This is a genomic window from Streptomyces sp. NPDC107581 (genome assembly GCF_055657175.1).
This window is the reverse complement of sequence record NZ_JBVKBH010000021.1, coordinates 43,689-47,140: the sequence shown is the minus strand read 5'-3', so window position 1 is coordinate 47,140 and position 3,452 is coordinate 43,689. Positions and strand designations below refer to the sequence as shown.

General features: G+C 73.1%; 3 protein-coding genes. 1 reads left to right on the top strand and 2 read right to left on the bottom strand.

Annotated features, from left to right (window positions below; all coding sequences use genetic code 11):
- Positions 1–160: 160 nt before the first annotated feature.
- Together ACZ7P3_RS37680 and ACZ7P3_RS37675 are read right to left on the bottom strand one after the other, a co-directional pair.
- A complete protein-coding gene (locus ACZ7P3_RS37680) occupies positions 161–1,204 on the bottom strand; it encodes a DUF2637 domain-containing protein (RefSeq protein ID WP_472088730.1) in 1,044 nt (347 codons plus the stop codon).
- Between the two features lie 302 nt (positions 1,205–1,506).
- Positions 1,507–2,346: a (2Fe-2S)-binding protein gene (locus tag ACZ7P3_RS37675; RefSeq protein ID WP_472088728.1), complete on the bottom strand. Its 840-nt coding sequence runs from the start codon at positions 2,344–2,346 to the stop codon at positions 1,507–1,509.
- Positions 2,347–2,513: 167 nt separating this feature from the next.
- Here ACZ7P3_RS37675 and ACZ7P3_RS37670 point away from each other — a divergent pair, with 167 nt between their 5' ends.
- Positions 2,514–3,296, top strand: coding sequence for a GntR family transcriptional regulator (locus tag ACZ7P3_RS37670; RefSeq protein ID WP_472088726.1), 783 nt, complete (start codon positions 2,514–2,516; stop codon positions 3,294–3,296).
- Positions 3,297–3,452 lie beyond the last annotated feature (156 nt).

Genomic DNA, 3,452 nt, shown 5'->3' with positions numbered 1-3,452 from the left:
TGGAGAACGCCGGAAGGAGGAGAACAAAAAGGGGGGGGGGGGCTGTGTCGGTGTTCCCCCCCCCCCGCCCCGGCGGGCCGAACGCCCCGAAGGGATGCGGGGATCTGTGCGAGCAGTCACTGCGGATCCGCAGTGACGCGCCGGCCGCCCCGCGGTGCGTCTAGCCGAACTGCTGCTCCAGGTCCTTCAGCTTGCGCTCCAGGGAGTCCAGCCGCGGCAGGGCCATCGTGTCGTCTTCCGCCGTGAGGTCGACGGTGACCTGCTCAGCCCCCTGGCGAACCGGCTGAAGGGAGGGCCGAGAGCGTACGGGCAGTTGCTCCGGCGCAGATATGGCAGGCTCCGCGGTGGCCTGCGCGGGGCCGCGCTCCACGGCCTGCATCTCGACCTGGCGGGCGCCGGTGCGGCCGACGAAGCCGCGGTGGCCCCGGCTGATGGCCTTCAACTGGGCGCGCTCCACACGCTGCTGGTCGCGCCGGCGCTGCCGCTGCTCCTCCTTCTGCCGCCGGTCGTCGCGGACCTCCTCGACGGCCTCGTCCAGGCTGCGCACGCCCTCCAGGAGCATCAGCGACCAGGCACGGTAGGTCTCGCGGGGGGCCCGCAGCCAGCGCACGATGCGGATCTGCGGCAGCGGACGCGGCACCAGGCCCTGCTCGCGCAGGGCGGCCCGGCGGGTCTGCTTCAGCGCGCGGTCGAACAGGACGGCCGCGGACAGCGACATCCCGGAGAAGAACTGCGGCGCGCCGTCGTGGCCCGCACCCCTCGGCGCATGCACCCAGTTGAACCAGGCCGCGGCCGCGGCGAACATCCAGACCAGTATCCGGGAGCCGAGGGCCGCGTCACCATGGCTGGCCTCGCGCACCGCGAGGACGGAGCAGAACATCGCCGCGCCGTCCAGGCCGAACGGCACCAGGTACTGCCAGCCGCCGGTCAGCCCGAGGTTCTGCTCGCCGAAGCCGACCAGGCCGTGGAAGGACAGTGCGGCCGCCACCGCCGCACAGCAGAACAACAGCACATAGGAGGCGGTGCCGTAGACGGCCTCCTTGCGCCTGCGGCGCTCCTCGCTGCGCTCCCACGAGTCGTCCGTGCTCGCATTCTCCCCGGAGGAGCGCTTGCCGCGCGCGAGCACCGCCACCGCCGCCAGCATGCCCAGGAGCAGTACGGCGCCGGGAAGCAGCCAGTTCAGCGATATGTCGGTCAGTCTCATCAGGGGTCCCTTGCATTGGGATAGGGCGTAACGCCCGCCATAGTGGCCCACTCCCGAGGGCCCTCAGGGGGTTTCGGGGCAAGAGGCCGCCATAAATATGCAAGGGGATGCCCCAGGGCGACGATCTGCTCGAACTGCCGCATGAGGGGCGGGAGTTGAGTTCGAATAAGACTACCTGGACGGATGGTTCCTCGGAAAGTTCCCGCGAAGGGTGAGGAAGTTGTGAAGTGCCTGTCCGGGGGGCCTGGCCCGATCCCGGTGATCTTAGAGGGTCCGCGGCCGTGCTCGGACCTGAGGGGGGCTCAGGCGGCCGCGGCCGCCGTGAGTCTGGCGATCCGGTCGCTGTCGCAGGTGCGCGGGCAGGTGGCGCAGGTGTCCTCGGGGCGCACCGTGTAGTACATGCAGCAGCTCACCCGGTCCCGGGTGGCCAGCGGCTCGCCGTCCGGCCCGGTCAGCGCGCGGAACGCGGCCGAGCCGGCGTACGGCCGCGTCGCCCCCGGCAGCAGCAGCTCCAGCTCGCGGACGGCCCGCGCCTCCTCGTCCCCGCCCAGCAGATGGGCGACGTACCACAGCCCCTCCACGACCTCGTCGGTCACCATGCCCCACAGGGCGCGCCCGCGCCGCCGCATCCGCGGCCCGAAGGCCGCCAGCACCGGCTCCAGGTGCTCGGCCACGGCCGAGCGCACCTCGGCCCGCAGCGCCTCCTCGCCGGGTACGACGACGGCGCCGGACAGTGTGGCCGCGGGGTCGCCCGGCAGACAGGCGAAGGAGGCGGGGCGGACGGCCATCCGGCCGGCGCCGCGGTCGTACGAGACCTGTGTCACGGGCAGCCGGGGCACCCGGCGGTGCAGGAACCACGGGACGGTGATCAGCAGACAGGCAGGCCAGGCGTAGCGGTGCAGGCCGAAGCCGGCGACGACATCCGGGCGGGCCCGGCGCGCGTAGTCCCGCAGCACCTGCTCCTCGTCCCAGGCGAGGAAGGCGTCCAGGCGGCTGCCGCCTGCCGCGAGTCCGCCGGCGGTGACCCATCTCTCACCCCGGGGCAGCGGCTCCGTCGGGCCGAGGACGTTCACGGAGAGGCCGGGATATATCTCGGTGAGACGGGCATACGCGGCGGTGAGCGGCGAGGCCGCAGCGGGCATGGCGGAACCACCGATCATCGGTTGCGGACCGATCTGTGCAGGTAAGGCTAACCTTACTTGCCCTTCGGGGGAATTTGAACCGTCGCCTTGTACGCCTAAGGTGCTTGACGGACAAGTGACAACCCGTCGTTAATGACCCAAGTGCCGACCGGCCGGAGGAGGACCCCGTGAAGCAGGGCGTGCAGGGCCCCGCCGGGACACAGGGCACCCCCCGGGTGCCGGTGCAGCAGCGCGCCGGGGACGTGGTCCGGGAGCGGGACACCGCCGTGCCGGGTGCGCGGGGTGAGCACACGCACGCCGAGCGGCCGATTCCCCGGCCGCGGGCCGTCGTGCAGCGCTCCTCGGTGCGCGGGCAGATCCTCGACGCGCTGCGGACCGCGCTGGTGGCGGGTGAGCTGCAGCCGGGCGAGGTCTACTCGGCGCCGGTCCTCGGCGAACGCTTCGGGGTCTCGGCGACGCCGGTGCGGGAGGCGATGCAGCAGCTCGCCCTGGAGGGCGCGGTCGAGGTCGTGCTCAACCGGGGGTTCCGGGTCGTCGAGCGGGGTGCGCGGGAGCTGGCCGAGCTGGCCGAGGTGCGGGCGCTCATCGAGGTCCCGGTGATGCTGAGACTCGCCCGTACGGTCCCCGCCGAGCGGTGGGCCGAGCTGCGTCCGCTCGCGGAGGCGACGGTACGCGCGGCGTCCTCCGGCTGTGCGGCCACGTACGCGGAGTCCGACCGGGCCTTCCACCGGGCGGCGCTGTCCCTGTCGGGGAACGAGCAGCTGGTGCAGGTCGCGGAGCATCTGCACCGGCGGTCCCAGTGGCCGCTGGTCGGCGGTGCCGTGCGGCACGGCCGGGCCGACCTGGTGGCGGACGCGGCGGAGCACACCGCGCTGCTCGACGCGCTGATCGCGCGGGACCTGGACGTCGTGAGGGCGCTGGTCGCAGAGCATTTCGCAGGCGCAAGCTGACCGACTCGCACCACGGCGCCGGCGTGCACCTTCGCCGGCGGCCCTGTGCCCAGGCAGGGGTGCGGGGAACTGCGCGATCGGCTCCCGCGGACTCGCGGTCGGCGACGGTCCGCACGAGCCCGTTGCGTGGCGGCCGCGGCGCCGGTCCCTGGGAGG

Bases quoted from the DNA above. Each gene is read 5' to 3' on its own strand.
- ACZ7P3_RS37680 (WP_472088730.1), bottom strand. From the start codon at position 1,204: ATGAGACTGACCGACATATCGCTGAACTGGCTGCTTCCCGGCGCCGTA.
- ACZ7P3_RS37675 (WP_472088728.1), bottom strand. From the start codon at position 2,346: ATGCCCGCTGCGGCCTCGCCGCTCACCGCCGCGTATGCCCGTCTCACC.